This window comes from Citrobacter sp. Cpo012 (genome assembly GCF_030333015.1).
Lineage (GTDB): Bacteria > Pseudomonadota > Gammaproteobacteria > Enterobacterales > Enterobacteriaceae > Citrobacter > Citrobacter portucalensis.
Genome location: NZ_JAOWGR010000036.1, coordinates 252,817 through 273,922 on the forward strand (window position 1 = coordinate 252,817; position 21,106 = coordinate 273,922).

General features: G+C 52.5%; 22 protein-coding genes. 15 read left to right on the forward strand and 7 right to left on the reverse strand.

What is annotated here, in order from left to right; all coding sequences use genetic code 11:
* The first annotated feature begins 36 nt into the window (after positions 1-36).
* From accD to hisP, 11 genes are all read left to right on the forward strand, one after another.
* Positions 37-951: an acetyl-CoA carboxylase, carboxyltransferase subunit beta gene (gene accD, locus OGX90_RS07995; RefSeq protein ID WP_003834797.1), complete on the forward strand. Its 915-nt coding sequence runs from the start codon at positions 37-39 to the stop codon at positions 949-951.
* A 192-nt stretch (positions 952-1,143) separates the two neighbouring features.
* Positions 1,144-2,412, forward strand: a complete 1,269-nt coding sequence (folC, locus tag OGX90_RS08000; RefSeq protein WP_286623491.1) for a bifunctional tetrahydrofolate synthase/dihydrofolate synthase — start codon at positions 1,144-1,146, stop codon at positions 2,410-2,412.
* Complete coding sequence (gene dedD / locus OGX90_RS08005; RefSeq protein WP_048218334.1) at positions 2,402-3,064, forward strand: cell division protein DedD; 663 nt, start codon at positions 2,402-2,404, stop codon at positions 3,062-3,064. Before folC ends, dedD begins: the two co-directional genes overlap by 11 nt.
* A 213-nt stretch (positions 3,065-3,277) precedes the next feature.
* Entirely contained in the window at positions 3,278-3,766 is a 489-nt protein-coding gene (cvpA, locus tag OGX90_RS08010; protein ID WP_003028129.1) for a colicin V production protein, read from the forward strand.
* 33 nt (positions 3,767-3,799) lie between these two features.
* Positions 3,800-5,317: an amidophosphoribosyltransferase gene (gene purF, locus OGX90_RS08015; RefSeq protein WP_003028127.1), complete on the forward strand. Its 1,518-nt coding sequence runs from the start codon at positions 3,800-3,802 to the stop codon at positions 5,315-5,317.
* A 96-nt stretch (positions 5,318-5,413) separates the two neighbouring features.
* Positions 5,414-5,983, forward strand: coding sequence for a UbiX family flavin prenyltransferase (locus OGX90_RS08020; protein WP_048234819.1), 570 nt, complete (start codon positions 5,414-5,416; stop codon positions 5,981-5,983).
* A gap of 287 nt (positions 5,984-6,270) precedes the next feature.
* Positions 6,271-7,053, forward strand: coding sequence for a lysine/arginine/ornithine ABC transporter substrate-binding protein ArgT (gene argT / locus OGX90_RS08025; RefSeq protein ID WP_006683634.1), 783 nt, complete (start codon positions 6,271-6,273; stop codon positions 7,051-7,053).
* Positions 7,054-7,300: 247 nt separating this feature from the next.
* Positions 7,301-8,083, forward strand: a complete 783-nt coding sequence (gene hisJ / locus OGX90_RS08030) for a histidine ABC transporter substrate-binding protein HisJ (RefSeq protein WP_003028120.1) — start codon at positions 7,301-7,303, stop codon at positions 8,081-8,083.
* A 186-nt stretch (positions 8,084-8,269) separates the two neighbouring features.
* Positions 8,270-8,956 (forward strand): histidine ABC transporter permease HisQ, encoded by a 687-nt coding sequence (locus OGX90_RS08035; protein ID WP_003028118.1) that lies wholly within the window; start codon positions 8,270-8,272, stop codon positions 8,954-8,956.
* Positions 8,953-9,660 carry a histidine ABC transporter permease HisM gene (hisM, locus tag OGX90_RS08040; RefSeq protein WP_003028116.1) on the forward strand — a complete coding sequence of 236 codons (708 nt, stop codon included), beginning with the start codon at positions 8,953-8,955 and terminating at the stop codon, positions 9,658-9,660. The genes OGX90_RS08035 and hisM overlap by 4 nt, the downstream gene beginning before the upstream one ends.
* A 13-nt stretch (positions 9,661-9,673) precedes the next feature.
* On the forward strand, positions 9,674-10,447 hold the full coding sequence (hisP, locus tag OGX90_RS08045) for a histidine ABC transporter ATP-binding protein HisP (protein ID WP_003028114.1): 774 nt from the start codon (positions 9,674-9,676) through the stop codon (positions 10,445-10,447).
* Between the two features lie 33 nt (positions 10,448-10,480).
* Here hisP and OGX90_RS08050 read toward each other — a convergent pair whose 3' ends face one another.
* From OGX90_RS08050 to yfcG, 4 genes are all read right to left on the reverse strand, one after another.
* Positions 10,481-10,996, reverse strand: coding sequence for a GNAT family N-acetyltransferase (locus OGX90_RS08050; RefSeq protein ID WP_071845290.1), 516 nt, complete (start codon positions 10,994-10,996; stop codon positions 10,481-10,483).
* 71 nt (positions 10,997-11,067) lie between these two features.
* Positions 11,068-11,961, reverse strand: coding sequence for a TIGR01777 family oxidoreductase (locus OGX90_RS08055; RefSeq protein ID WP_286623494.1), 894 nt, complete (start codon positions 11,959-11,961; stop codon positions 11,068-11,070).
* Positions 11,962-11,981: 20 nt separating this feature from the next.
* A complete protein-coding gene (gene folX / locus OGX90_RS08060) occupies positions 11,982-12,344 on the reverse strand; it encodes a dihydroneopterin triphosphate 2'-epimerase (protein ID WP_003028107.1) in 363 nt (120 codons plus the stop codon).
* Between the two features lie 54 nt (positions 12,345-12,398).
* On the reverse strand, positions 12,399-13,034 hold the full coding sequence (gene yfcG, locus OGX90_RS08065) for a GSH-dependent disulfide bond oxidoreductase (RefSeq protein WP_020996685.1): 636 nt from the start codon (positions 13,032-13,034) through the stop codon (positions 12,399-12,401).
* Between the two features lie 134 nt (positions 13,035-13,168).
* Here yfcG and yfcF point away from each other — a divergent pair, with 134 nt between their 5' ends.
* From yfcF to yfcD, 3 genes are read left to right on the forward strand one after another with little or no spacing between them, the layout of a single operon-like run.
* A complete protein-coding gene (gene yfcF / locus OGX90_RS08070; RefSeq protein ID WP_003834778.1) occupies positions 13,169-13,813 on the forward strand; it encodes a glutathione transferase in 645 nt (214 codons plus the stop codon).
* Between the two features lie 55 nt (positions 13,814-13,868).
* Entirely contained in the window at positions 13,869-14,420 is a 552-nt protein-coding gene (gene yfcE, locus OGX90_RS08075) for a phosphodiesterase (RefSeq protein ID WP_008785353.1), read from the forward strand.
* A 56-nt stretch (positions 14,421-14,476) separates the two neighbouring features.
* Positions 14,477-15,031 (forward strand): NUDIX hydrolase YfcD, encoded by a 555-nt coding sequence (gene yfcD / locus OGX90_RS08080; protein WP_003834775.1) that lies wholly within the window; start codon positions 14,477-14,479, stop codon positions 15,029-15,031.
* A 56-nt stretch (positions 15,032-15,087) separates the two neighbouring features.
* Here yfcD and yfcC read toward each other — a convergent pair whose 3' ends face one another.
* The 3 genes from yfcC to ackA all read right to left on the reverse strand — a co-directional run bounded on the left by yfcC (position 15,088) and on the right by ackA (position 20,230).
* Positions 15,088-16,608 carry a putative basic amino acid antiporter YfcC gene (gene yfcC / locus OGX90_RS08085; protein ID WP_060683497.1) on the reverse strand — a complete coding sequence of 507 codons (1,521 nt, stop codon included), beginning with the start codon at positions 16,606-16,608 and terminating at the stop codon, positions 15,088-15,090.
* Between the two features lie 199 nt (positions 16,609-16,807).
* A complete protein-coding gene (gene pta, locus OGX90_RS08090) occupies positions 16,808-18,952 on the reverse strand; it encodes a phosphate acetyltransferase (RefSeq protein ID WP_008785351.1) in 2,145 nt (714 codons plus the stop codon).
* A gap of 75 nt (positions 18,953-19,027) precedes the next feature.
* Positions 19,028-20,230, reverse strand: coding sequence for an acetate kinase (gene ackA, locus OGX90_RS08095; protein WP_286623496.1), 1,203 nt, complete (start codon positions 20,228-20,230; stop codon positions 19,028-19,030).
* Between the two features lie 339 nt (positions 20,231-20,569).
* Here ackA and yfbV point away from each other — a divergent pair, with 339 nt between their 5' ends.
* Entirely contained in the window at positions 20,570-21,025 is a 456-nt protein-coding gene (yfbV, locus tag OGX90_RS08100; RefSeq protein WP_003028087.1) for a terminus macrodomain insulation protein YfbV, read from the forward strand.
* Positions 21,026-21,106: the final 81 nt, after the last annotated feature.

A 21,106-nucleotide genomic window follows, 5' to 3' on the forward strand; every position in this document is an offset into this window, starting at 1 on the left:
ACAAAGCTGACTAGGGTTCAGGCAGAAAGGTCACCAATGAGCTGGATTGAACGAATTAAAAGCAACATTACTCCCACCCGCAAGGCAAGCATTCCTGAAGGGGTGTGGACCAAGTGTGATAGCTGCGGTCAGGTTTTATACCGTGCTGAGCTGGAACGTAATCTTGAGGTCTGTCCGAAGTGTGACCATCATATGCGCATGTCGGCGCGCAATCGCCTGCATAGCCTGTTAGATGAAGGTTCTCTTGTGGAACTGGGTAGCGAGCTTGAGCCGAAAGACGTGCTGAAGTTTCGTGACTCCAAAAAATACAAAGACAGACTGGCTTCTGCGCAGAAAGAAACTGGCGAGAAAGATGCGCTGGTGGTGATGAAAGGCACACTTCACGGTATGCCGGTCGTTGCTGCGGCATTCGAGTTCGCGTTTATGGGCGGCTCCATGGGCTCTGTGGTCGGCGCGCGTTTTGTCCGTGCCGTTGAGCAGGCGCTGGAAGACAACTGTCCGCTGATCTGCTTCTCCGCTTCTGGCGGGGCGCGTATGCAGGAAGCGCTGATGTCTTTGATGCAGATGGCGAAAACCTCTGCTGCGCTAGCGAAAATGCAGGAACGCGGTTTACCGTATATTTCTGTACTGACCGACCCAACAATGGGTGGTGTTTCCGCAAGCTTCGCGATGCTGGGCGATCTCAACATTGCAGAACCGAAAGCACTGATCGGCTTCGCTGGTCCACGTGTTATCGAGCAAACCGTACGTGAGAAACTGCCGCCGGGATTCCAGCGCAGCGAGTTCCTGATTGAAAAAGGCGCTATCGATATGATCGTTCGCCGTCCGGAAATGCGCCTGAAACTGGCAAGCATCCTGGCGAAGCTGATGAATCTTCCTGCGCCGAATCCGGATGAGCCGCGTGAAGGCGAAGTGGTACCTCCGGTTCCCGATCAGGAACCAGAGGCCTGATAGTTTACGCTATGGGTTTCGGGTTGCAGGCAGGCGACAAGAGTGTTAATCCCGATGAACTTACACCGTTAAGTGATTCGGGAGAGCGAGTACAGCCAACACATCTGCAACGTGGAAAACGACGTGTAAAAAAGGGCAGGCCGGTTGGCGCTGCCCTTTTGCTTTTCTCAACGTAAAGAATCTACAGGCATCATGGACAATAAACGTATCCCTCAAGCCGCGTCGCCCCTGGCGTCGTGGCTTTCTTATCTTGAAAACCTGCACAGTAAAACCATCGATCTGGGCCTTGAACGCGTCAGCCAGGTGGCGCGTAAACTGGGTGTGTTGAAACCTGCGCCATTTGTTTTTACGGTGGCAGGAACCAATGGGAAAGGCACAACCTGTCGTACGCTGGAATCTGTGCTGACTGCGGCAGGCTATAAAGTTGGGGTGTACAGTTCGCCTCATCTGGTGCGCTACACGGAACGCGTGCGCGTGCAGGGGCGTGAACTGCCGGAATCAGCTCATACCGCCTCGTTTGCTGAGATTGAAGACGCACGTGGTGACATTTCCCTGACTTACTTTGAATACGGTACGTTATCGGCACTCTGGCTGTTTAAACAGGCCCAACTGGATGTTGTTATTCTGGAAGTGGGGTTAGGCGGCCGCCTTGACGCCACCAATATCGTCGATGCCGATGTCGCAGTAGTCACCAGTATTGCGCTTGACCATACTGACTGGCTGGGCCCGGATCGCGAAAGTATTGGTCGAGAGAAGGCAGGGATTTTCCGCGCAGAGAAACCGGCCATCGTCGGCGAACCGGAAATGCCTTACACCATCGCGGATGTCGCTCAGGAGAGCGGGGCGATTTTGCAACGTTGCGGTGTGGACTGGCGCTATGCGGTCACGGAGAACTACTGGTCGTTTACTGATGCTCATGGAACGCTGGCGCACCTGCCGTTGCCGCAGGTGCCACAACCTAATGCTGCAACCGCACTGGCCGCACTGCGCGCAAGCGGCCTTAACGTCAGCGAGCAGGCCATTCGTGACGGTATCGAACAAGCGATTTTACCGGGACGCTTCCAGATTGTGAGCGAGTCGCCGCGGGTGATTTTTGATGTTGCCCATAACCCGCATGCGGCGGAGTATCTGACCGGACGTCTGAAAAAGTTAGTGAAAAGCGGGCGTGTACTTGCGGTTATCGGTATGCTACATGATAAAGATATTGCCGGTACGTTGGCCTGGCTGAAAAGTGTGGTTGACGACTGGTACTGTGCGCCCCTGGAAGGGCCGCGTGGTGCAACGGCAGAACAGCTGCTGGAGCACCTGGGCAAAGGCAACGCTTATGACAGCGTGGCGCAGGCATGGGCTGCGGCACTTGCTGAGGCGAAGCCAGAAGATACCGTGTTGGTGTGTGGATCGTTTCACACTGTCGCACATGTCATGGAAGTAATAGACGTGGGGAGAAGCGGTGGCGAGTAAGTTTCAGAACCGATTAGTCGGCACAATTGTGCTGGTCGCGCTCGGGGTAATTGTGCTTCCCGGGCTGCTTGACGGCCAGAAAAAGCATTATCAGGATGAATTTGCAGCGATCCCACTGGTGCCTAAACCCGGCGATCGCGATGAACCAGACATGATGCCAGCAGCAACGCAGGCGCTGCCGACTCAGCCGCCGGAAGGGGCGGCAGAAGAGGTGCGTGCGGGTGATGCTGCCGCGCCATCGTTGGATCCATCACGTTTGACGACGGCAAACAGCGCGGAGTTAGATCCTGTCCCTGCGCCTGTGGAACCACCGAAACCTAAACCGAAACCGCAGCCTGTTGCCGTCGCCCCGACGCCGGCACCGACTCCAGCGCCGAAACCGGCCGCTGAGGAAGCGCCAGCCCCAACCGGCAAAGCGTATGTTGTACAGCTCGGTGCATTGAAAAACGCGGATAAGGTCAATGAGATCGTGGGTAAACTTCGTGGCGCGGGCTTCCGGGTATATACTTCCCCGTCAACGCCGGTGCAGGGTAAAATAACCCGCATTCTCGTAGGGCCTGACGCCTCCAAAGATAAGCTGAAGAACTCGCTGGGCGAGCTGCAGAAGATCTCTGGTTTGAGCGGGGTGGTGATGGGGTATACCCCTAACTAAGGGATTGCGTTACGTTGCTCTGATGTAGGCCGGACAAGGTGTTTACACCGCCATCCGGCAGTGTCCGAAGAGGCATAAAATCGTATGGCGTTGAAGATTTTTTCAGCGCCATTTTTATTTACGCGTGGAAAGGAAATCCCTACGCAAACGTTTTCTTTTTCTGTTAGAATGCGCCCCGAACAGGACGACAGGGCGTAAAATCGTGGGACACATATGGTCTGGATTGATTACGCCATTATCGCGGTGATTGGTTTTTCCTGTCTGGTTAGCCTGATCCGTGGCTTTGTTCGTGAAGCATTATCGTTGGTGACTTGGGGTTGTGCTTTCTTTGTCGCCAGCCATTACTACACTTACCTGTCTGTCTGGTTTACGGGCTTTGAAGACGAACTGGTTCGAAATGGGATTGCTATCGCGATACTGTTCATCGCGACACTTATCGTCGGCGCTATCGTTAACTTTGTGATAGGCCAACTGGTAGAGAAAACAGGACTGTCGGGTACCGACAGAGTGTTGGGGATTTGCTTCGGTGCTTTGCGTGGAGCGTTGATCGTCGCCGCCATACTGTTCTTTCTCGATACCTTTACCGGTCTGTCGAAAAGTGAAGACTGGGGTAAGTCACAGCTGATCCCGCAGTTCAGTTTCATCATCAGATGGTTCTTTGACTATCTGCAAAGCTCGTCAAGTTTCTTGCCCAAAGTATAAACTTTGGGTCGTTGCTGAACGAGGAAAAGACGTATGTGCGGTATTGTCGGTATCGCCGGTGTTATGCCGGTAAACCAGTCGATTTATGACGCGTTAACGGTGCTCCAGCATCGTGGTCAGGATGCTGCGGGCATCATCACCATTGATGCCAACAACTGCTTCCGCTTGCGTAAAGCAAACGGAATGGTGAGCGATATTTTTGAAGCGCGCCATATGCAGCGTTTGCAGGGCAATATGGGCATCGGTCATGTGCGTTACCCAACGGCTGGCAGCTCCAGCGCCTCCGAAGCTCAACCTTTTTACGTCAACTCACCGTATGGCATTACGCTTGCCCACAATGGCAACCTGACCAATGCACATGAGTTGCGTAAAAAGCTGTTTGAAGAAAAGCGCCGCCACATCAATACCACTTCAGATTCTGAAATTCTGCTGAATATTTTCGCCAGCGAGCTGGATAACTTCCGCCATTACCCGCTGGAAGCCGACAATATTTTTGCGGCCATTGCGGCAACCAACCGCCAGATTCGCGGCGCCTATGCCTGCGTGGCGATGATTATCGGTCACGGTATGGTTGCCTTCCGCGACCCTAACGGTATCCGTCCGCTGGTGATGGGCAAACGCGATATTGGCGATGGCCGTACCGAGTACATGGTGGCGTCTGAGAGCGTAGCGCTGGATACGCTGGGCTTTGAATTCCTGCGCGACGTAGCACCTGGCGAAGCAGTGTACATCACCGAAAAAGGCCAGCTGTTTACCCGTCAGTGTGCCGATAACCCGGTGAGCAATCCATGTCTGTTTGAATACGTTTACTTCGCACGTCCTGACTCCTTTATCGACAAGATTTCCGTCTACAGCGCCCGTGTGAATATGGGGACTAAGCTTGGCGAAAAAATTGCCCGTGAGTGGGAAGATCTGGACATCGACGTAGTAATCCCAATCCCGGAAACCTCCTGTGATATCGCGCTGGAAATTGCCCGTATTCTCGGTAAGCCGTACCGCCAGGGGTTTGTGAAAAACCGCTATGTGGGCCGTACCTTTATCATGCCGGGCCAGCAGTTGCGTCGTAAATCTGTGCGCCGTAAGCTGAACGCTAACCGTGCGGAATTCCGTGATAAAAACGTGCTGTTGGTGGATGACTCCATCGTGCGTGGCACCACCTCAGAACAGATTATCGAGATGGCGCGTGAAGCCGGAGCGAAGAAGGTGTATCTGGCCTCTGCCGCCCCGGAAATTCGCTTCCCGAACGTTTATGGCATCGATATGCCTACGGCGACGGAGCTGATTGCGCATGGTCGTGAAGTGGACGAGATTCGCCAGATAATCGGCGCAGATGGTCTGATCTTCCAGGATCTGAACGATCTGATTGAAGCTGTCCGTGCTGAGAACCCGGATATTCAGCAGTTTGAATGTTCAGTGTTTAACGGTGTGTACGTTACCAAAGACGTCGACCAGCAATATCTCGATTTCCTCGACTCCCTGCGTAATGACGATGCCAAAGCGGTGTTGCGTCAGAACGAAGCGGAAAACCTTGAGATGCACAACGAAGGTTAATGTTTGCTCGCAAGCAAGGGCGCAACCTGCGCCCTTGCTTGCAACTCACCGTAATTTCCTGCAAAGTCGGCCCTGAGCAAGTAAGGGCGATTACACATGAAACGACTCATCATTGGTATTTCTGGTGCAAGCGGGGCAATTTACGGCGTGCGCCTGTTGCAGGTATTGCGTGACGTCACTGATGTGGAAACCCACCTGGTGATGAGTGCCGCTGCCCGACAGACGCTGGCGCTGGAAACGGACCTCTCTGTGCGCGACGTGCAGGCGCTGGCAAATGTGAATCATGATACCCGTGATATCGCCGCCAGTATCTCCTCCGGCTCTTTTCAGACTGCCGGAATGGTTATTCTGCCTTGTTCAATCAAAACGCTTTCTGGCATCGTCCACAGTTACACCGATGGGTTGCTTACCCGTGCGGCAGATGTGGTGTTGAAAGAACGTCGTCCGCTGCTGCTGTGTGTACGCGAAACGCCGCTGCATCTGGGGCATTTGCGATTGATGACGCAGGCGGCAGAAATTGGGGCGGTAATTATGCCACCTGTCCCGGCGTTTTATCATCGTCCGCAAACGCTCGATGATGTGATTAATCAAACGGTTAATCGCGTGCTTGACCAGTTTGATATTACCCTCCCGCAGGACCTGTTCACCCGCTGGCAAGGGGCGTAAGCCGTTCCATCAGCGTGCAAAGAATCATCCGTTGCCCTGTTTCAGGGCAATTTTGTAACCGCGATCATATCCTCAACATTTAATTCGTTAAAACTCAACGAAACGCTGCGGTTCAACCGCCAGACCTGCTATCTTCAAAATCAGGACATTATTGCAACGTTTTATTAACATATTTAACGTCGAATATCCTCATCGACGTGAAAATGGCATAAGACATGCATGAAAAAGTCTGCAAACACACAACACAACGTAAAACATAATAAAATTACGCCACTTGAGGGTTATGTATGAAGAAGACGGTTCTTGCTTTGTCTTTGCTGGTAGGACTCTCCGCCACCGCGGCCAGCTACGCAGCACTTCCGCAGACGGTTCGTATTGGTACAGATACAACGTACGCTCCTTTTTCCTCTAAAGATGCCAAAGGCGACTTTGTCGGCTTCGATATCGATCTGGGAAATGAGATGTGTAAGCGCATGCAGATCAAATGCACCTGGGTTGCCAGTGACTTTGATGCGCTGATCCCATCGCTGAAAGCGAAAAAAATTGATGCCATCATCTCCTCGCTTTCTATCACCGAAAAGCGTCAGCAAGAGATTGCGTTCTCAGACAAACTTTACGCTGCAGACTCACGTCTGATCGCCGCGAAAGGTTCCCCAATTCAGCCGACTCTGGATTCCCTCAAGGGTAAACACGTTGGCGTCCTGCAAGGCTCTACTCAGGAAGCCTATGCCAATGACAACTGGCGCAGCAAAGGCGTGGACGTGGTGGCCTATGCGAACCAGGACCTCATCTATTCTGACCTGACGGCAGGCCGTCTGGACGCGGCATTGCAAGATGAAGTCGCGGCCAGCGAAGGCTTCCTGAAGCAGCCTGCTGGTAAGGATTACGCTTTTGCCGGTCCGTCGGTGAAAGATAAAAAATACTTTGGTGACGGAACCGGGATTGGCTTGCGCAAAGATGATGCAGAGCTGAAAGCCGCTTTCGACAAAGCGCTGGGCGAACTGCGTAAAGACGGCACCTACGACAAAATGGCGAGCAAATATTTTAATTTTAATGTCTACGGCGATTAATACAGCGGCGTGGGGAATTGACTGCACCATTGCGGGTAACCATTTCGGTGCATAATAATTTCAGTGCACTGTTTTGGTGCTTTTATCGCTGACTTAATAAGCATGAGTGCATACTTAAGCGCTTTTCATGCAAATAAATACCGCCGACAGGGTAGAATGCTTTGCCTTGTCGGCCTGATTAATGGCACGATAACTGCACCTGGTCCTGTAAAGATCCCCTATAAAAGACAGTCTGTTGAGGATAGTTATGAAAAAACTGGTGTTGTCTCTTTCTCTGGTTCTGGCTTTCTCCAGTGCTACCGCAGCATTTGCAGCCATTCCGCAAAAAATTCGTATCGGTACCGATCCCACTTATGCGCCGTTCGAATCGAAGAATGCGCAGGGTGAATTAGTCGGTTTTGATATCGATCTGGCTAAAGAGCTGTGCAAACGTATCAATACGCAATGTACCTTCGTGGAAAACCCGCTGGACGCGCTGATCCCTTCGCTAAAAGCGAAGAAAATCGATGCCATCATGTCCTCGCTTTCCATTACTGAAAAACGTCAGCAGGAAATCGCATTTACCGACAAGCTTTATGCAGCCGATTCGCGTCTGGTTGTCGCTAAAGATTCTGCTATTCAGCCGACCATTGAGTCGCTGAAAGGCAAACGTGTTGGTGTGCTGCAGGGCACTACCCAGGAAACGTTCGGCAACGAACACTGGGCGCCAAAAGGTATTGAGATTGTCTCTTATCAGGGGCAGGACAATATCTATTCTGACCTGACTGCCGGGCGTATTGACGCCGCGTTCCAGGATGAAGTTGCGGCCAGCGAAGGCTTCCTGAAACAGCCAGTCGGTAAAGATTACAAATTCGGCGGCCCGTCTGTGAAAGACGAGAAGTTGTTCGGCGTGGGTACCGGTATGGGGCTGCGCAAAGACGATAATGAACTGCGCGAAGCGCTGAATAAAGCCTTTGCCGAAATGCGAGCTGACGGTACTTACGAGAAGCTGGCGAAAAAGTACTTCGATTTTGATGTTTACGGCGGTTAATTACCGCAGGTGCTGATAAAGCCCGTAGATTTTTGACGCGTTGAATTTATGCCCGATGGCACCGCGCTTATCCGGCCTACGGTGATTTTGTAGGCCGGATAAGGCAAGGCCGCCATCCGGCATTTAACGGTTAGTCTGAAATCAAAAGAGGCTTACTACTCCACCACACACGACAGGACAGGCAGCATGTTGTATGGCTTTTCAGGTGTTATTTTACAGGGCGCAATTGTTACGCTGGAGCTGGCACTCAGCTCGGTGGTACTGGCGGTTCTGATAGGTCTTGTCGGCGCAGCAGCAAAGCTGTCGCAAAGCCGGGCAATGGGACTTATTTTCGAAGGGTACACAACGCTAATCCGCGGCGTACCCGATCTGGTCTTAATGCTGCTCATCTTCTACGGATTACAAATCGCGCTGAACACCATTACCGATGCCATCGGTATCGGCCAGATTGATATTGATCCGATGGTTGCGGGCATTATCACCCTTGGATTCATCTACGGCGCCTATTTTACCGAAACTTTTCGCGGTGCGTTTATGGCTGTACCAAAAGGCCATATTGAAGCCGCGACGGCGTTTGGCTTTACCAGCTCACAAATATTTCGTCGCATTATGTTCCCGGCGATGATGCGTTATGCCTTACCGGGAATCGGCAATAACTGGCAGGTTATTCTTAAGGCTACGGCGCTGGTATCGTTGCTTGGACTTGAAGACGTGGTGAAAGCGACTCAGCTTGCCGGGAAGAGTACCTGGGAGCCGTTCTATTTTGCCGTCGTGTGCGGGGTCATCTATCTGGTGTTTACCACTGTTTCTAATGGTGTGCTGCTGTACCTTGAGCGCCGCTATTCCGTGGGTGTGAAGAGGGCTGACCTGTGATCGAGATTATTCAGGAATACTGGAAGTCCCTGCTGTGGACCGACGGATATCGCTATACTGGCGTCGCTATCACCCTGTGGCTTTTGATTTCGTCAGTAGTGATGGGCGGAATACTGGCACTCTTTTTGGCGATTGGTCGCGTTTCCAGTAATAAATTTATCCAGTTTCCCATCTGGCTGTTCACCTATATTTTTCGTGGGACGCCGCTGTACGTTCAGCTACTGGTGTTTTATTCCGGGATGTATACGCTGGAAATAGTTAAAGGCACGGACTTCCTCAACGCGTTTTTCCGCAGCGGGCTGAATTGCACCGTGCTGGCGCTGACGCTGAATACCTGCGCCTATACCACGGAGATTTTCGCCGGGGCTATTCGTTCCGTGCCTCACGGTGAGATTGAGGCTGCGCGCGCATACGGTTTCTCGTCATTCAAACTGTATCGATGCATTATTTTACCTTCCGCGCTGCGTATTGCGCTGCCGGCATACAGCAATGAAGTCATTTTAATGCTGCACTCCACGGCGCTGGCATTTACTGCAACGGTACCTGATTTGTTGAAAATCGCTCGCGATATCAACTCGGCAACATATCAGCCGTTTACCGCCTTCGGTATTGCCGCTGTGCTGTATTTGATTATTTCGTATGTCCTGATCAGTCTGTTCCGTAAAGCGGAAAAACGCTGGTTGCAGCATGTATCCTCTAAATGATTCGAGTAACACGATGTCTGAAAATAAATTAAACGTTATCGATTTACATAAGCACTACGGCGAACATGAAGTGCTGAAAGGGGTATCGCTGCAGGCCAACGCGGGTGATGTTATCAGCATTATTGGCTCGTCAGGTTCCGGTAAAAGTACCTTCCTGCGCTGCATTAACTTTCTCGAGAAACCGAGTGCCGGGTCGATTGTCGTCAGCGGTCAGAACATTGGTCTGGTGCGCGACAAAGACGGCCAGTTGAAGGTTGCGGACAAAAATCAGCTACGCCTGCTGCGTACGCGTCTGACGATGGTCTTTCAGCACTTTAATCTGTGGAGTCACATGACAGTGCTGGAAAACGTCATGGAAGCGCCGATTCAGGTGTTGGGGCTGAGCAAGCAGGAAGCTCGCGACCGTGCGGTGAAGTATCTGGCTAAAGTGGGCATTGATGAGCGCGCACAGGGCAAATATCCGGTGCACCTGTCCGGTGGTCAGCAGCAGCGTGTTTCCATTGCCCGTGCGCTGGCGATGGAACCGGAAGTGTTGCTGTTTGATGAACCTACGTCGGCGCTTGATCCTGAGCTGGTGGGTGAAGTGCTGCGCATTATGCAACAGCTGGCTGAAGAGGGGAAAACCATGGTGGTGGTGACCCACGAAATGGGGTTTGCTCGTCATGTTTCCACGCACGTGATTTTCCTGCATCAGGGGAAAATTGAGGAAGAGGGCGACCCGGAGCAGGTATTCGGTAATCCGCAAAGCCCGCGTTTGCAGCAGTTCCTTAAAGGATCGCTGAAGTAAGTCAACAGCCCGGAGGCGCTACGCTTTCCGGGCTTACAATTTTAGCGCGTCGCGCTCCAGCCGAAACACCCAGTCGTCGTAGGCGATGCCGTCAATCTCATACGCCTTTTCCAGTACCTGCGTACGTACAAAGCCTGTCTTTTCCAGAATACGGATTGAACCCTTGTTATCCGCCAGCGCGTATGCGTTTATCGCCGTCACACCTGCATGCTCGAAGGCATACTGGCACACCGCGCGCACGGCTTCGCTGGCAATACCTTTCCCCTGAGCCTGTGGCATGATGGCGTAGCCGAGGTCGGCTTCCTGCGGGTAAAGATGGCTGATTTGCAGACCAATATCGCCAAGTGGCGTCGGGCTGTTATGTTCGCGGATGACGAAAGTGTGCTGTGCGGCCAGACGTCTGGCGAATAACAGCCGCGTATCTTTCGCCGGGGCGATGTTGCCCATATAGCGCATGACTTCAGGACATTCACGGAGTTTCTGGAAAAATGACCAGTCAGAAAATTGAAACAAAGAGAGGGTAAGTCGGGGAGTCGATATTATCGCCATAACGTCGCCATTGCGGAAATCTGGTCTATAACCTTACCACCACAACGGCGACTGTGAATAGCGCTTAGGGGTTATCGGATGACATCCGCCAGCGCTTCTTCTAAATCGTACCAGCGAAACGTGAAACCGGAAGCTTCCAGGCGTTTGGGCAATGCGCGTTGTCCACCAAGGACCAGTACTGACGATTCCCCCATCAGCAGTCGCATAGCGGTGGCGGGAACGCGCAGAATGGCAGGGCGGTTCAGAGCGTGACCCAGCGCGTGGGCAAACTGCTCATTGTGCACCGGGTATGGCGAAACCATATTGAAGGAACCACGTAGATCGTTATTCAGCAGCCAGATAATTCCGTTGACCATATCATCAACATGGATCCAGGCCATATACTGGCGTCCGTTACCGATCGGGCCGCCTAAGCCAAGACGAAACGGCGGGACCATTTTTGCCAGAATGCCGCCTGCTGAGGCCAGTACCACGCCGGTACGCAGCATACATACGCGGGTTTTGTCGCTTTGCGCAGTGCTGGCAATTTGCTCCCAGCGGGCGCACAGCTTGTGGGTAAATTCGTTATGCGGTGGCTCTTCTTCCGTAACCACAACTTCGCCCAAATCGCCGTAGTAACCGGTAGCGGAACCGGAGATTAACACTGAGGGCGGCGTCTCGCTCGCATTGATTAAATCGACCAGTTTCTGCGTAATGCCCCAACGGCTCTGGCACAAGCGTTCCTTTTGCTGTGCGCTCCAGCGCTTATCTGCAATAGGCTCTCCGGCAAGGTTAATCACGGCATCAATATTATTGAGATGTTGCCGCTCTTCCAGTCCTTTCCATAACGTGACCCGAGAGTCGAGAATCTGACGAGCCTTATCAGGGGTACGTGTCACTACGATTATCTGATGCCCCAGTTCCAGCAGGCAGGGGATCAGATGACGTCCAATCAGGCCAGTACCGCCGGTAATCAGAATCTGCATGTCGCCTCCCGGGTTACGTTTTAGCGCTGCCAGCTCAGCGTCATTGATACTGAGTCGGCGTAACGCAATGCGTGAAGTTTATCTATCTCGACTTCAGCATAAGTGACCCAGTGATGTTCGCGTGCGATATCGAGCACATCTTGAGTTAATTTTTCTAACAATGAGAAGCGGTTACCCTCCACGTGGGCAATGATGCTCTTGGTGATAGTGCGATAATTCAGCGCGTCGTTGATATCTTCGCTGGTACGGGCTTTGTCTGCCGGATAGTGGATGGCAATGTTGATGACGATATCCTGGCGATTAAGGATCTCCTCTTCTTTGATGCCGATAAAGGTGCGCAGACGAAGGTTTTTTATACGAATAATGGCGTCAGGTTGTGACATTGCAGGTTTCCTCCATGTATGAACCTCTGCATGATACACGAGAACCGAATTGCGTCACCGCTTCTCACTCAGTGCTTGCTGCATGGCGCGTTCCGTGGCAGGACGCGTACGGATGCGTTCGTGCCAGTTATTGACCGCCGGGTAATTGTCGAGGTCGATGCGCTGACGCTGATGGGCGTGGATCCACGGCCAGCAGGCAATGTCAGCAATGCTGTAGTGATCGCCTCCCAGCCAGGGTGACGTTTCCAGACGTTTATTCATCACGTTGTACAGGCGCTGGGTTTCAACCTGGTATCTTTCAATAGCGTAAGGGATCGTTTGCGGAGCGTAATGACTGAAATGATGATTCTGCCCCAGCATGGGACCCAGACCGCTGACCTGCCAGAACAGCCACTGCAGTGTGGTGTGGCGTTCGCGTAATTCACCGCTGAGCAGCTTACCGCTCTTCTCCGCCAGATAGAGTAAAATTTCTCCGGACTCAAACAAGCTGATGGGCCTTCCGCCATCTTCCGGCGCATGATCGATAATGGCCGGGATTTTATTGTTCGGCGAGATCAGCAGAAAATCGGGGCGAAACTGGCTACCTTTGCTGATATCGACATGAATCAGACGGTATTGCAGCTGTGCCTCTTCAAGAAACAGCGTGATTTTGTGACCGTTTGGCGATGGCGTGTAATAGAGATCGATCATTTTCAGCATCCGTTTTGTCATGAACCGGGTCATTACAAGTATAGAGCCTGTTGGCGTGCGTGAGTTTTCATCAAGTGACAGCGAGAGAAAGACTCTATATTTTGAAGGCAAGCCAATACACTTCAGAGGACATTATGAGCAAATCTGCAATTACGCTGTGGTCAGATGCCAATTTTTTCTCCCCCTACGTGCTGTCTGTTTATGTCGCTCTGCAAGAGAAGGGGCTACCTTTCACGCTGAAAACCGTTGATCTCAATAGTGGTGAACACTTGCATCCTTCATGGCAAGGTTACGCCTTAACGCGCCGCGTACCGGTTCTTGAGATCGATGGTTTTGAACTGAGCGAATCATCAGCGATTACGGAGTTCCTGGAAGAGAGCTTTGCGCCGCCACAGTGGGAGCGTATCTATCCGCACGATGTGCAAAAACGCGCGCGGGCGCGCCAGGTTCAGGCGTGGATCCGCAGCGATTTAATGCCTATCCGTGAAGAACGATCAACAGATGTTGTTTTTGCTGGCGTAAAGAAAGGACCGTTAAGCGAAGCGGGAAAAGCCAGTGCGGAAAAACTGTTCGCTACTGCGAGCAGTTTACTGAGCCACGGTAAGCAGAATTTATTTGGCGAATGGTGTATCGCTGACTGCGATTTAGCGCTAATGCTTAATCGCCTGGTCCTTAACGGCGATGAGGTTCCAGAAGCGCTTGCGGAATACGCCACCTTCCAGTGGCAACGCGCTTCAGTACAGCGTTTTATCGCGCTTTCAGCGAAGCGTTCCTGCTGAAAAACGGGCCGTAATCCAGTATCATTACAAGGTAATTTTCAGCGAGGAGTGAGTGATGAAACTGATGTTCGCATCGGACATTCATGGTTCGTTGCCAGCCACGGAACGCGTACTCGAACGGTTTGCTGCAAGCGGCGCGCAATGGCTGGTGATATTGGGTGATGTTTTAAACCACGGGCCGCGTAATGCGCTTCCAGAAGGCTATGCACCTGCGCAGGTTGCTGAACGGCTGAATGAGCTGGCATCGCGAATTATTGCGGTGCGTGGTAATTGCGACAGCGAAGTGGATCAGATGCTCCTGCATTTTCCGATGACTGCGCCGTGGCAGCAAATTCTGACAGAAAACCAGCGACTCTTTTTGACGCACGGACACCTTTTTGGCCCGCAAAATATGCCGGTGCTCAATGCGGGCGATGTTCTGGTTTATGGGCATACTCATCTGCCGGTTGCTGAGCGGCGCGAGGGTATCTATCATTTCAATCCCGGCTCGGTAAGCATCCCGAAAGGGGGCTTTGCGGCAAGTTACGGGATTCTGGATGATAATGTTCTCAGCGTAATGGCACTCAATGATCAAAGTGTTATTGCACAGGTCGAGATTAATCCGTAATTTACCCCACAAACATAAACGCGCCGTAAGAGCGCCAGAAAAAAGAAGGTTTCCTGATGGTGGAACAGCGTCGTTTGGCAAGTACTGAATGGGTGGATATTGTGAATGAAGACAACGAAGTCATTGCACAGTCCAGCCGGGAACAAATGCGGGCGCAACGCTTACGCCATCGTGCAACGTATATCGTTGTGCATGATGGTATGGGCAAAATTCTGGTTCAACGTCGCACTGAGACAAAAGATTTTTTGCCCGGCATGCTGGATGCCACCGCAGGCGGTGTGGTTCAGGCTGACGAGCAGATGCTGGAATCAGCGCGTCGTGAAGCAGAAGAGGAACTGGGGATTGCGGGCGTGCCGTTTGCCGAGCATGGTCAGTTTTACTTTGAAGACCAGAACTGTCGCGTATGGGGTGGGTTGTTTAGCTGCGTTTCCCACGGACCGTTTGCGCTTCAGGAAGATGAGGTCAGTGAAGTTTGCTGGTTGACGCCGGAAGAAATTACCGCGCGCTGCGACGAATTTACACCGGACTCCCTGAAAGCCCTGGCGCTGTGGATGACCCGCAACGCCAAGAATGAAGGGGCGAAAGCCGAAAAGCAGGAAGAAGCTGAGTAAACTCTGTTCATCCGGCCTACTGCGTCGAGAAATCGAGTAGGCCGGACGCACACTTTTTAATGGTAACCCATCATCTGCGCGCCAATCACCACCACGCTGGACATAATAAACAGCAGTCCCAACAGCGTAGCACCTACCTTCAGCCAGTTACGAAAATCCACCCGACAAACGCCTAACGTAGCCATCAGAGATGCTGACGTCGGATAGATAATATGACTGAATCCGTCGCCAAACTGGAAGGCCAGGACTGTGACCTGACGGTTTACGCCAACCAGATCGCCCAGCGGTGCCAGTAGCGGCATGGTTAACGCAGCCTGACCAGAGCCGGAAGTGACGAAGAAATTAAATACTGCCTGGAACAATAGCATAAACCACGCCGCGATGGCGTTATCCAGCCCGCTGATGCCATTGGCAATGCTGTGCAGCAGAGTGTTTAACACGCTGGCTTCACCCGCCTCTCCATTACCGACCAGCAGTAAAATGCCTTTGGCAAAACCAACCAGCAGGGCAGGGGCAATCATCATTCGTGCACCCTCAGTGAATGAGGAGGCCATGATGTTGACAGTCATGCCGTTGAGCCGAAACACGACGCCGATAATGCCAATCACCAGACCCATCGTGAAGAACTGACTGGCGATCTCAGGAATAAACCACGCGTTGACGATAACGCCCCAGACAACCCAAATCATCACCGCGGTCAGCACCACTAGCACTAACCAGTCGCCCAGCGTGAAGCGTCGTTCCACGACTTCGTCCTGCTGCTCGCGAAAGAAGCGGTCGGATTCATGTACCCGGGACAAAAGCGGATTCTTTTTGATTCGCGCCGCATAGGCCAGCGTGAAGGTCAGCCCGATTAGTGTAGCGATCACCCAGACCACGATGCGTAGCCCGGAACCAGAGAGCACCGGTACCCCCGCAATACCTTGCGCGACCACCACGCAAAATGGGTTCATCCATGAGCTGGCGAAACCAATCTGAGTCGCGATATAGGTAACCAGCACGGTGGTGATACTGTCGTAACCTAGCCGTACCATCAAAGGCGCGATGATAATGGCAAAGGCAACAGCCTCTTCCCCCATGCCAAACACCGCGCCGCCTAAGGAGAAGAGAATAAACAGCACTGGGATAAACAGGACCTCGTTGCCCCGCGTATGGCGAATGAGCGCCAGGATGCCGTTATCAATGGTGCCGGTACGCATAACGATGCCGAATGCGCCGCCAATGACCAGCATAAACATAATGATGCCGACAGCAGTGCCGAATTTCGAGCCGGAGGTTAATCCTTCAAACGGGAAATTCATCAGGCCTGGGCGTTCATCTCCGGTGGTGAATAACTGCACCCGGTGATACTGCTCTTCACCTGCGTCGTTGGTCAGAATACGAAAGGAATGGGGGTCAACCACCTTACGGGTTTTGGTTTGTCCATCAACCTGATACTGCACTTCCTGGCTGTCGAACATCCCGACGGGAACAACCCATGTTGCCAGACTGGTTAAAATGGCGACGAAAAAAATAATCACCAGCGTGTCGGGCATCGCCCATTTTTTAGCTGGCTGTGATTCTGTTACTGCTGACATGAAAGACTATCCCTGTTGCAACGCAAAAGAGAGTAAGTATGCGAACAGAAGAATAGTTATTCATTGATGCAGCGCATCCAGGCAAATGTTTCAGATTATGCCAAAAGGGAAATAGACATAAAAAAACCGGAAATATCAGCTATTTCCGGTTTGATAAGCAGATGTGTTGCCGGATAAGAGATCCGGCACACTCGGCAGATTACTGCTGCTGCTGGGAAGACTGGATCGCGGTCAGTGCGATGGTGTAGACGATATCGTCTACCAGCGCGCCACGAGACAGGTCGTTCACCGGCTTGCGCATACCCTGCAGCATTGGCCCAATGGAGATCAGGTCGGCAGAACGCTGTACCGCTTTGTAAGTGGTGTTACCGGTGTTCAGATCCGGGAAGATGAACACGGTAGCGCGACCTGCAACCGGAGAGTTCGGCGCTTTGGATTTCGCTACGTCAGCCATAACAGCGGCGTCGTACTGCAGCGGACCGTCGATCATCAGGTCAGGACGTTTTTCCTGTGCCAGACGGGTTGCTTCGCGAACTTTCTCTACGTCACTACCTGCACCAGAAGTACCGGTGGAGTAGGAGAGCATCGCTACGCGCGGTTCGATACCGAAGGCAATTGCGGAATCAGCGGACTGAATCGCGATTTCTGCCAGCTGCTCTGCAGTCGGATCCGGGTTGATCGCGCAGTCGCCGTAAACGTAAACCTGATCCGGCAGCAGCATGAAGAACACGGAAGACACCAGAGAGCTACCCGGTGCAGTTTTGATCAGCTGCAGCGGCGGACGGATGGTGTTCGCGGTGGTGTGTACTGCACCAGAAACCAGACCGTCAACATCGTCCTGTTCCAGCATCAGGGTACCGAGAACCACGTTGTCTTCCAGCTGTTCGCGGGCAACGGTTTCGGTCATACCTTTGTTTTTACGCAGTTCGACCAGGCGAGCAACGTAGCTTTCGCGAACCACATCTGGATCAACGATTTCTACGCCAGCGCCCAGTTCAACGCCCTGAGAGGCTGCAACGCGGGTGATCTCATCCGGGTTACCCAGCAGTACGCAGGTTGCGATACCACGTTCAGCACAGATGGCTGCCGCTTTAACGGTACGCGGTTCGTCGCCTTCCGGCAGAACAACGCGTTTGCCCGCTTTGCGCGCCAGCTCGGTCAACTGATAACGGAACGCTGGCGGAGACAGACGACGGCTACGCTCAGAGGTTGCAGTCAGGGATTCAATCCAGTCAGCGTTGATGTAGTTAGCAACGTATTCCTGAACTTTCTCAATGCGCTCGTGATCGTCAACCGGAACTTCCAGGTTGAAGCTCTGCAGGCTCAGAGAGGTCTGCCAGGTGTTGGTGTTTACCATGAATACCGGCAGGCCGGTTTCAAATGCACGTTCGCACAGTTTAGTGATGCGCGCGTCCATTTCGTAGCCGCCAGTCAGCAGCAGGGCACCGATTTCCACGCCGTTCATGGCCGCCAGGCATGCTGCAACCAGCACGTCAGGACGATCTGCGGAAGTTACCAGCAGGGAGCCTGCGCGGAAGTGTTCCAGCATATGTGGAATGCTGCGTGCGCAGAACGTCACAGACTTCACGCGACGGGTGTTGATATCGCCTTCGTTAACGATGGTGGCGTTCAGGTGACGCGCCATATCGATTGCACGAGTAGCGATCAGATCGAAGCTCCATGGCACCGCGCCCAGAACCGGCAGCGGGCTGGATTCTTGCAGTTTAGCCGGATCAACTTTGATCACTTTCGCTTTGGAAGAGTCGTCGAAAATCTCGGACAGATCCGGGCGAGTACGGCCCTGCTCATCAACCGGTGCGTTCAGTTTGTTAACGATTACGCCGGTGATGTTGGTGTTTTTCGCGCCGCCGAAGCTGCTGCGAGTCAGTTCAATACGCTCGTTCAGCTGTTCCGGGGTGTCGGTACCCTGAGACATAACGAAGACGATTTCCGCGTTCAGCGTTTTCGCGATTTCGTAGTTCAGAGACTGCGCGAACTGATGTTTACGGGTTGGGACCAGGCCTTCAACCAGTACAACTTCAGCGTCTTTGGTGTTCGCGTGGTAGTTCGCGATGATCTCTTCCATCAGCACATCTTTCTGATTGCTGGACAGCAGAGATTCAACGTGGCTCATCTTCAGCGGCTCTGCGGCTGGCAGAGAAGAGTTAGCACGGACGATGCTGGTAGTCTGGTCTGGCGCATCGCCACCGGCACGCGGTTGAGCGATCGGCTTAAAGACGCTCAGACGAACGCCTTTGCGTTCCATTGCGCGGATCACGCCAAGGCTGACGCTGGTCAGGCCGACGCTGGTTCCGGTAGGGATCAGCATAATAATACGGGACACGGTTTATCCTCTTTCGTTACCGCCAATTTAGACGGGTTACAAAACAGCACCGCCAGCTAGGCTGGCGGTGTGAAATCAGGCAGTCAGGCGGCTCGCGTCTTGCGCGATAACCAGTTCTTCGTTGGTTGGGATAACCAGCGCAGGACGGGTACCTTCTTTGTTGATGAAACCAGATTTGCCGAAACGTGCGGCCAGGTTACGTTCGTGGTCAACTTCAAAGCCCAGAACGCCCAGTTTGCCCAGAGACAGTTCACGAACCATCGCTGCGTTTTCACCGATACCACCGGTGAAGACAACTGCATCCAGACGACCATCCATCAGCGCAGTGTAAGAACCGATGTATTTCGCCAGACGGTGGCAGTAAACGTCCATTGCACGTTTAGCGTCTTCTTTAGTAGCGTAGTTATCTTCAACATAACGGCAGTCGCTGGTGACTTCGGTCAGACCCAGCAGGCCGGACTCTTTGGTCAGCATTTTGTTGATCTGGTCAACGTTCATGCCCAGGGTATCGTGCAGGTGGAAGATGATCGCCGGGTCGATGTCACCGGAACGCGTACCCATCACCAGACCTTCCAGCGGGGTCAGACCCATGGAGGTATCAACACATTTACCGTTACGGATAGCAGATACAGAACCGCCATTGCCCAGGTGGCAAGTGATGATGTTCAGCTCTTCAACCGGTTTGTTCAGCACTTTTGCCGCTTCCTGAGTGACGAAGAAGTGGCTGGTACCGTGCGCGCCGTAACGACGAACGCCGTGTTCTTTGTACAGGCTGTACGGCAGAGCATAGAGGTAAGACTCTTCCGGCATAGTCTGATGGAACGCGGTGTCGAATACAGCCACGTTTTTGTCTTTCAGATTAGGGAAGGATTTCAGCGCTTCTGCGATACCGATCAGGTGAGCCGGGTTATGCAGCGGTGCGAAAGAGGCAGAATCTTTGATGCCCTGAATAACGGAATCATCGATAACCACGGAGCTGGTGTACTTCTCGCCGCCGTGTACGATACGGTGACCAATAGCGGTCAATTGCGCAGACAATTCTGGTTTTTGTGCCAGAATAGTGTTAACGATAAAGTTCAGCGCTTCACTGTGAGCGGCGCCTGCACCTAAAGCCGCTTCTTGTTTACCGCCGTCCATTTTCCACTTGATACGTGCTTCTGGGAGATGGAAACATTCGGCTAAACCAGAGAGGTATTCTTCACCGTTTACTGCATCGATGATGGCAAATTTCAGTGAGGAGCTACCGCAGTTCAGAACCAGTACTAACTTACTCGACATGGAAGTACCTATTTATGATACGTGGCTAAAAAAACGTCAGGGAGTCATAGAGCGTAGCGCATGATGACACCGACGTTTATGATTAACATCATGCGCCATAGTCTTTTTGGGCACGATGGAATAAATACCTTTGAGTCTATGTCATTTTGCGTATTTTTCAGGCAATGGCATAATGTATGCCAATTTGACGACTCAATGATTTTGGACTACAGGCCTTACAGGCCGGCACAGGATACCTGAATGTGGGTATCAAAGACAAAATGTTTTGAACGATGTCCCTTGTAGTTGTTGTTTTGCACAAATTTTTTAATTTTTATATGTGAAGTTGAGGTAACCGCCATGTCGACACCGGATAATCGCTCCGTCAATTTTTTTAGCTTGTTTCGCCGGGGGCAGCACTATGCAAAGACGTGGCCAATGGAAAAGCGCCTTGCGCCCGTGTTTGTTGAGAACCGCGTGATCCGCATGACGCGTTACGCGATTCGTTTTATGCCGCCTATCGCCGTCTTCACCTTATGTTGGCAAATTGCGTTAGGGGGGCAGTTGGGCCCGGCCGTGGCGACTGCGCTGTTTGCGCTTAGCCTGCCGATGCAGGGGATGTGGTGGCTGGGAAAACGTTCTGTAACGCCGCTGCCGCCTTCAATTCTCAATTGGTTCTATGAAGTCCGGGGTAAATTGCAAGAAGCTGGGCAGGCGCTCTCTCCGGTAGAAGGAAAGCCGGATTACCAGGCGCTGGCTGACACGCTTAAGCGCGCCTTCAAACAACTGGATAAAACTTTCCTTGATGATTTGTAATTGACCCCTGATTACGCATATAAAAGAAGGCACAAGATGCCTTCTTTTTTTTCATCGCAGTAGTAGTGATACAGGAGTCCC

What these genes read in the sequence shown, in the direction of transcription:
- accD (WP_003834797.1), top strand. Translation starts at nt 37, where the DNA reads ATGAGCTGGATTGAACGAATTAAAAGCAACATTACTCCCACCCGCAAG.
- folC (WP_286623491.1), top strand. Translation starts at nt 1,144, where the DNA reads ATGGACAATAAACGTATCCCTCAAGCCGCGTCGCCCCTGGCGTCGTGG.
- cvpA (WP_003028129.1), top strand. Translation starts at nt 3,278, where the DNA reads ATGGTCTGGATTGATTACGCCATTATCGCGGTGATTGGTTTTTCCTGT.
- purF (WP_003028127.1), top strand. Translation starts at nt 3,800, where the DNA reads ATGTGCGGTATTGTCGGTATCGCCGGTGTTATGCCGGTAAACCAGTCG.
- OGX90_RS08020 (WP_048234819.1), top strand. Translation starts at nt 5,414, where the DNA reads ATGAAACGACTCATCATTGGTATTTCTGGTGCAAGCGGGGCAATTTAC.
- argT (WP_006683634.1), top strand. Translation starts at nt 6,271, where the DNA reads ATGAAGAAGACGGTTCTTGCTTTGTCTTTGCTGGTAGGACTCTCCGCC.
- hisJ (WP_003028120.1), top strand. Translation starts at nt 7,301, where the DNA reads ATGAAAAAACTGGTGTTGTCTCTTTCTCTGGTTCTGGCTTTCTCCAGT.
- OGX90_RS08035 (WP_003028118.1), top strand. Translation starts at nt 8,270, where the DNA reads ATGTTGTATGGCTTTTCAGGTGTTATTTTACAGGGCGCAATTGTTACG.
- hisP (WP_003028114.1), top strand. Translation starts at nt 9,674, where the DNA reads ATGTCTGAAAATAAATTAAACGTTATCGATTTACATAAGCACTACGGC.
- OGX90_RS08050 (WP_071845290.1), bottom strand. Translation starts at nt 10,996, where the DNA reads ATGGCGATAATATCGACTCCCCGACTTACCCTCTCTTTGTTTCAATTT.
- OGX90_RS08055 (WP_286623494.1), bottom strand. Translation starts at nt 11,961, where the DNA reads ATGCAGATTCTGATTACCGGCGGTACTGGCCTGATTGGACGTCATCTG.
- folX (WP_003028107.1), bottom strand. Translation starts at nt 12,344, where the DNA reads ATGTCACAACCTGACGCCATTATTCGTATAAAAAACCTTCGTCTGCGC.
- yfcG (WP_020996685.1), bottom strand. Translation starts at nt 13,034, where the DNA reads ATGATCGATCTCTATTACACGCCATCGCCAAACGGTCACAAAATCACG.
- yfcF (WP_003834778.1), top strand. Translation starts at nt 13,169, where the DNA reads ATGAGCAAATCTGCAATTACGCTGTGGTCAGATGCCAATTTTTTCTCC.
- yfcE (WP_008785353.1), top strand. Translation starts at nt 13,869, where the DNA reads ATGAAACTGATGTTCGCATCGGACATTCATGGTTCGTTGCCAGCCACG.
- yfcD (WP_003834775.1), top strand. Translation starts at nt 14,477, where the DNA reads ATGGTGGAACAGCGTCGTTTGGCAAGTACTGAATGGGTGGATATTGTG.
- yfcC (WP_060683497.1), bottom strand. Translation starts at nt 16,608, where the DNA reads ATGTCAGCAGTAACAGAATCACAGCCAGCTAAAAAATGGGCGATGCCC.
- ackA (WP_286623496.1), bottom strand. Translation starts at nt 20,230, where the DNA reads ATGTCGAGTAAGTTAGTACTGGTTCTGAACTGCGGTAGCTCCTCACTG.
- yfbV (WP_003028087.1), top strand. Translation starts at nt 20,570, where the DNA reads ATGTCGACACCGGATAATCGCTCCGTCAATTTTTTTAGCTTGTTTCGC.